At 61.1% G+C, this 6,342-nt stretch carries 4 protein-coding genes; 2 read left to right on the plus strand and 2 right to left on the minus strand.

Annotated features, from left to right (window positions below; translation table 11 throughout):
- Positions 1 to 25: 25 nt before the first annotated feature.
- On the minus strand, positions 26 to 577 hold the full coding sequence (locus tag NZK35_RS15300) for a shikimate kinase (protein ID WP_259633408.1): 552 nt from the start codon (positions 575 to 577) through the stop codon (positions 26 to 28).
- Between the two features lie 46 nt (positions 578 to 623).
- On the opposite strand from NZK35_RS15300, the gene NZK35_RS15305 reads away from it, so the two are divergent.
- Positions 624 to 2,117, plus strand: coding sequence for an SGNH/GDSL hydrolase family protein (locus NZK35_RS15305; protein ID WP_259633409.1), 1,494 nt, complete (start codon positions 624 to 626; stop codon positions 2,115 to 2,117).
- A 124-nt stretch (positions 2,118 to 2,241) separates the two neighbouring features.
- On the opposite strand, the gene NZK35_RS15310 is transcribed toward NZK35_RS15305, so the two are convergent.
- Entirely contained in the window at positions 2,242 to 4,254 is a 2,013-nt protein-coding gene (locus NZK35_RS15310; protein WP_259633410.1) for a serine/threonine-protein kinase, read from the minus strand.
- A gap of 143 nt (positions 4,255 to 4,397) precedes the next feature.
- Between NZK35_RS15310 and lnt the strand changes: the two genes are divergently transcribed.
- On the plus strand, positions 4,398 to 6,128 hold the full coding sequence (lnt, locus tag NZK35_RS15315) for an apolipoprotein N-acyltransferase (protein ID WP_259633411.1): 1,731 nt from the start codon (positions 4,398 to 4,400) through the stop codon (positions 6,126 to 6,128).
- The last annotated feature ends 214 nt before the right edge of the window (positions 6,129 to 6,342 follow it).

The following is a 6,342-nucleotide window of genomic DNA, read 5'->3' on the forward strand; positions in this document are numbered from 1 at the left end:
TCTCAAGCTGCCACCGGACGTCCCGCTACCTGGAAATCGGTCCTCCCTGTCGGCCCAACCATCGCACCGCGTCGCGGGCTAATTGCTCGGGCGGCTTGGCGTCGCTGGCAAGGATCAAATCGGCCGCCTGACGATACAGCGGTTCGCGGCGTGCAAGCAATTCACGAATCTCTTCCACCGGCGACAATTCCGTCAGTGCCGGCCGCCGTCGCCCGGTCGTCTGGTCGGCCGCAAGACGCTGCGCGATCACGTCGGGACTGGCAGTCAACCAGATGCAGACCCCGGTTTGCCGGATGACGTCACGATTCTGCTCACGCAGGATCGCTCCCCCGCCGAGCGAAATGACGCGTCCCTGTGATCGATCGGCTGCCACCTGACGAAGGCAGCGTGATTCCCAATCGCGAAACAGGTCTTCGCCTCCTTCGGCAAAGATCTCGCGAATCGTTTTTCCGGCCGCCTGCTCGATGACGTGATCCAAATCGACACACTCGGTCGCCAGTTCGGCAGAAATCAATTTTCCCACCGTCGTTTTTCCCGTCCCCCGGTAGCCGGTCAAGTAAATTCGATCCGTAGTCACCCTCACCTCCGTTTGCTCCCCCGGACTTCGTTTGTTTGGTCGTTCAGTGTCTCGCCGCTCCCCCGACCCGCCGTTGCCGAAGTTGCCGACACGACGCGTGTGGCTGTTTCGATTGGTCTGTCTGGCGATCGCCCTGTTACCCTTCATCGCCGCGGAACTCTACCTGCGAGTGACGCACCGCGTTGATCCACAGGACCTGGCGAGCGATCCGATTTTTGATTCTTCCGGCCAGTCGCCGCTGTTCGTCCTGTCCTCGGATTCAAAACGTCGGGAGATCCCGCCATCGAGGCTCAACTTTTTTCGGCCGGCCTCGTTTGCCGCCGACAAGCGGGAGAACACTCGACGCATCTTCGTGCTCGGCGGGTCCACCGTCCAGGGCCGTCCCTACGAAACCGAAACGGCATTCGCTAAATGGATGCAGTTGCGACTGGACGCCCAGGACCCGTCGCATGACTACGAAGTCGTCAACTGTGGCGGCGTGTCCTACGCCAGCTATCGAATCGCGATCCTGTTGGAAGAAGTCCTCCGCTATCAGCCCGACGTGATCGTACTGTACACCGGGCACAACGAGTATCTGGAAGAACGCAGCTACAGCACGATCGAGTGGGAGAGCAACCCGCTGCAACGCCTCGCCCAGGGCTCTTACCTGGTCCGATCGATCCGCCGGCGATTGCGTCCGCCAACCGACCATCGCCAGGACTTGCCGGCCGAATTGAAGACACGGTTGGACTTCGTCGATGGAATGGCTCGCTATGTCCGCGATGAACAATGGCGACGGGGCGTCGTGAACCATTTTCGCGTCACCCTCGAACGCATGATCGGCATGTGCGACGCCGCCGACGTCCCGTTGCTGGTTTGTGTGCCGACGAGTGACGTTGTGAATACGCCCCCGCTGAAGGTTCAAATGGCGGATCTGGATCAAGCGGCATTGGATGACTTTCACCGGCATCAGGCGATCGCGGAGGACAGCAGCCTTGCGGTGGACCAACGCCTGGCGGCCTGCAAAGCGTGCCTGGAAATCGATCCCGAACATGCCGGAATCCATTACTTGGCCGGAGTGCTGCATTGGAAGCATGGTCGTGCCAAGCAAGCCAGGGAGCATCTTTACGCCGCGCGCGACCATGATGTCTGCCCGCTGCGGGCGACGACACCGGTTTTGCAAACGATCGTGCAGTTGGCCGAGGGGCATCGGCTCCGTCCGATTCGATGTGATCAGTTGTTCGATCGAACGGATTCTCAGTGGAGACCGATTCCCGATGGAATCGAAGACCCGCAGCGGTTCGTCGACCACGTTCATCCGACGATCGCCGGACATCAAGAGATCGCGTTGGCCGTCTCCGATGCGGTGATGCAATGGTTTCAGATCCCGGTGACCGCATCCGCCGACGCGTCCTATCGGGAGCGTGCGACGCAACACCTCGCATCGCTTGACGAAACCTATTTCGCCCGTGGCAAGCAACGTTTGGAAGGTTTACAAAACTGGGCCGCCGGTCGCGCGGGGAAGTTGTCGGCGGACGGGAAGAACGTCGAGGCGGATTGAAGTGGATGGATTTCAGCGGGAAGCGTCAGCGAGCGGCGCCGCGATTGAACGATTTGAACACGCCGCTCGCTGACGCTTCCCGCTGGGGGGGCACGATTGCAAACGGCGAGGCGCATGCCCACGCTCACTGCGTCGGGTCGTCCTGCGGAGGGCCATGCAGCAGGTTCATCGCTCGCTGGCGTGCATCGCTCGCCCAGGGCTGACCTTCATAGAGCGTTACGATGCCTTCCAGGAGAGTCCTGCGTTGTTCGGCCGGCAATTGTTCGGCGCGGTCGATCCGTCGCATCAGTTCCGCCAACTTCGGATCTCCCGGGGCTCCTTGCATTTCCGACTGAGCCGCGGAGAGTCGGGCGATTTCGAATTCGGCGAGTTGGGCCAGCCGCGCGGGCTCGCCGTCATCGTCATCGGTATCACCGAAGACCGCGATCCACTGACGCAGTTTATCTCGCGCCGCAAGCGGATTGCTTTGCCGCAACTCCATCGCTTCGAGAAACGTTTTTTCGTACAGCGGTCCTTCGCTGGTTCGCAGCTTGGCTTTCAGCTTCAATCGTCGCACGGCCGCATCCACACGATAGATCTTTTCCCGCTGACGGATCTGGTCCGCTCTGGGGTGATCCGGAAACAGTTTGAGGAATCGTTCCATCTCGTCTTGGATCTGAAACGATTGAACGGAGTTGTCTGGGGTTTCGATTTTGGCGAGTAATTCTTCCGCCGTCGGCCCACGCGTGGACACGATCAGGAAGACGACGCCGGCGAGAAGGATCAGCGAGAGCGCGACGATCGAAACGATCCGCAGCGCAGGGTGCTCCGCCTTGGTCTTGGGGGTGACGAAGAATCCTTCGCGGACCTCGCCGTCGGAGACGGTTTGAAAGTGAGTCTTGCCGCTCAAGCCGACCGACGTGTCGCGGTTGCTGGGGGCATCGGGATCGACCGTCGAATCATCCGCCGACCGATGGGCGTCCGACGGCGCGCTGGCGGCGGTACTGAGCACGGTCCCGCGTTTGCCACTGTGGCCTTCGGTGTGGACCGTCCGCGCCGAGGGGTCCACGCTTGCGACCGAGGTCTGGTTGCCGTCGCTGATGTCCCAGAAGGGCACGGTGTCTTCTGGACGCGTCTTGCCGGACTGCACGCGGGTCTTCTTGCCGCCGTTGGGTTTCTCCGGCCCGGTGGTGTCGAATTCCGGTCCCGAGCGATCCGAAGTCGGTTGCCCCGAGCCGGCTTCGTCAGGGTCTGCCTCGTCGGCGGATTGAAGCTTGGTTTGAGCGCTGGAAGGTGTTTCCGGCTTTTCGCCCGTGCGGTCGGACAGCGTCTGCATCCGATGCAAGCCGGCGCGCATGGCTTTCAATCGGTTCATCACCGCCAAGGCGGTTGGCGGTCGTTTCTCAGGCTGCTTTTCCAGCAGTTCGCTGACGATTTGGACGACATCGTCCGGCAAATCGGGATCGATCAACTCCAGCGGCACCGGATCCTTGTGCTGCAACGCCGAAATGACTTCGGTGATGTTCTTGCCGCGAAACGGCGGCTTTCCGCATAACATCGCGTACATCACGCAGCCGAGGGCGAACAGGTCCGTCCGCGACGTGACGGCGGATCCGTCAGCTTGTTCGGGAGCCATGTAGTCGGCCGTGCCCATGATCGAACCGACAGCGGTCTGGTTCTCGCCGAAAATCTTGCTGATCCCGAAGTCCAGCAGCTTGACGGTCCCGTCACGCTGCACCACCAGATTGGCCGGTTTCAAATCCCGGTGCGTCACGCCGAAGTCGTGGGCGTGTTTGAGCGCGGCGCAGACCTGAATCGAGATATCCAGCGCCGTCATCCAAGGCAGTTTTTTCTGTTGACGGATCATCTCCTGAAGCGTTTCGCCTTCGACATACTCCATCGAATAGAACAGCATGCCTTGCTCTTCGCCGAACCCGATCAGTTTGACGATGTTCGGGTGGCTGAGCAGCTTGAGCGTTTTGACTTCGGTGTCAAATCGACGCCGAAAACGCATTTCGTCGGACATCTGCGAGGCGATCAACTTGACCGCAACGTCCTGGCCGGATTTGGCGTGTTTGGCCTTGAACACCGACCCCATCCCGCCCGTGCCGAGGGTCTCTCCGATCCGGTAGGGGCCGAGGTATTCGGGTGGCTTCATGTTCAATGGGAGCGGCGAGGAAAAGAGAAGGGTGCGAGGACGAAGGATCGCATCCACTAATCTAACACTTTTTTGACCTCTGACGTTCGCCGATCAAGAGATCTGAATTCCGCTGACCGACGCATTTGCCTAGGATCTGGGGCATGAACCAATCGGCCCCCCCTTCTGAAACCGAGTCGCCCACGAAAACGTCGTCGGCGAAGCCGCCCATCGGACGAACCTGGTGGTTGATCGCGCTGGCGTCGCTGGTCGTGCCTTGGTTGAGCCAGCCTCCCTTCGGCTGGTGGCCGCTCGCAGCGATCGCCGCCACTCCCCTGCTGCTTGCGGCAACGCAGGCGACGATTTCGTCGAAACAGTATGCGGTCTTGTACCTGGTCGCGGTCGGCTACTGGGCCCTGACCTTACAAGGGCTGCGGTTTGCCAACCCGTTGATCTATCCCTGTTGGATCGCACTGGCCGCCTACCTGGCGATCTACCCGGTCGCATTGGTGGTGGCGCTGCGGCGTTTGATGCGGCTGGGGCTGGCGCTGGTTTTCGCCGCGCCGCTCGCGTGGGTGGGCATGGAATGCATTCGCAACTACATGCTGACGGGAATTTCAGCGGTCATGCTCGGCCACACCTTGGCCGACGTCCCCTCTCTGATTCAAATCGCCGACTTGGGTGGCAGCTACGCGGTCTCGTTGGTGATCGTGGTCGTGAACGTGGCTGTGGTGTCGGCATGGCGACGGCGTTGGTGCTCGACGACGGGATCGTCCGACGCGGCCCACCCTTTCACTCCCTCAACCGGCAGCGTCGTGTCGTGCTGCATCGCCGCCCTGGTGCTGCTCTCGGCAACGTATCTCTATGGACGCTCTCGTCTACGGCAACCGACGCAACCCTCCACGACGACGATCGCGCTCGTCGGACGCAACGAACCGGTGGAATACGATCAAGACCGTTCGCGCGAGTTGGAGTTGTTTGACGCCTACGCGCAAGAGTCGATTCGCGCCTTCCAGTCGACCGATGAAACGATCGATGCGGTCGTTTGGCCCGAATCGATGTTCACCGGCACGATCCCCTGGATGGCCGGGCAGGGCGATGGCGCGATGGCTCGGGAATTGGGACTCAGCCGCGAAGAAGAACGGGCGATGACCGCCGAGCACCGCAAGCGATTCCAATATCGCGCGGGATCGTTGCAAGCGATGTTGGCGGCCAGCAATGGTCCCCAGGCGACCAAGCCTGACATCATCGGAGGTTGCGGGGTGATCGACGATGGGCCGACGACGAAGATGTACAGCGGGATCGTCCACGTCGGTGCTGAAGGTCAGGTCGTCGACTGGTACGGAAAGATGCATCTGGTCATGTTCGGCGAGTACATTCCGCTGGTCAAACACGTGCCGATCGTTCGCGACTGGGTGCCGAAGAACCTGGGTCTGACGCCCGGCGAGCACGCCAAACGCTTTGACATCGGTCCGACGACGCTGTGCCCCAATATCTGTATCGAGACCGCGGTCGAACGCGTCGCGATCAATCACCTGCGTGAACTCAAGGCTGAAGAAGGCGGATTGCCGGACGCGATCGTCACCGTCACCAATGACGCTTGGTTTGATGATTCCAGCGTCATCGAGCATCACAAACGGTGCGCCCAATTCGTCGCCGTCGCCTGTCGCCGGCCGATCTTGTCGGCCGCCAACAACGGGCCGACGGCCTGGATCGATAGCAACGGCCGTGTCGTCGACGAGCTGCCACAAGGCGGCAACGGATGGGTGATTGCCAAGCCGCGTCTGGACAGCCGGACCAGCCTGGTGATGACGATCGGGGACTGGCCGGCTCGGGCTTGCGCGATCGTGTTTTTGGCCGCGCTGTTGCGGCCGAAGCGATTCGCGCGGTCCTAGTGGTACGTCAACTTTAAACGTAAAGTGCCGCGGAAAAGGGGGGCACGTACGAATGGCACGGGCATTAGTAAAACGGGATTCAGCAACCGTTGGTGTCTGGCCTTTAGGCCAAGACCGCTAAGTTAACATGAATGAGGGGGCCCGGACGCTGGCGCGAACCGGCTGATGTCAAACGAATATCAGCCGTTTGGCGCGAGCCTACGGGCCCTCATCT

The sequence above is a fragment of the Stieleria sedimenti genome (assembly GCF_025060895.1).
Lineage (GTDB): Bacteria > Planctomycetota > Planctomycetia > Pirellulales > Pirellulaceae > Stieleria > Stieleria sedimenti.

Excerpts from the sequence above, each read along its gene's own strand:
- lnt (WP_259633411.1), top strand. The coding sequence starts at position 4,398 with ATGAACCAATCGGCCCCCCCTTCTGAAACCGAGTCGCCCACGAAAACG.
- NZK35_RS15310 (WP_259633410.1), bottom strand. The coding sequence starts at position 4,254 with ATGAAGCCACCCGAATACCTCGGCCCCTACCGGATCGGAGAGACCCTC.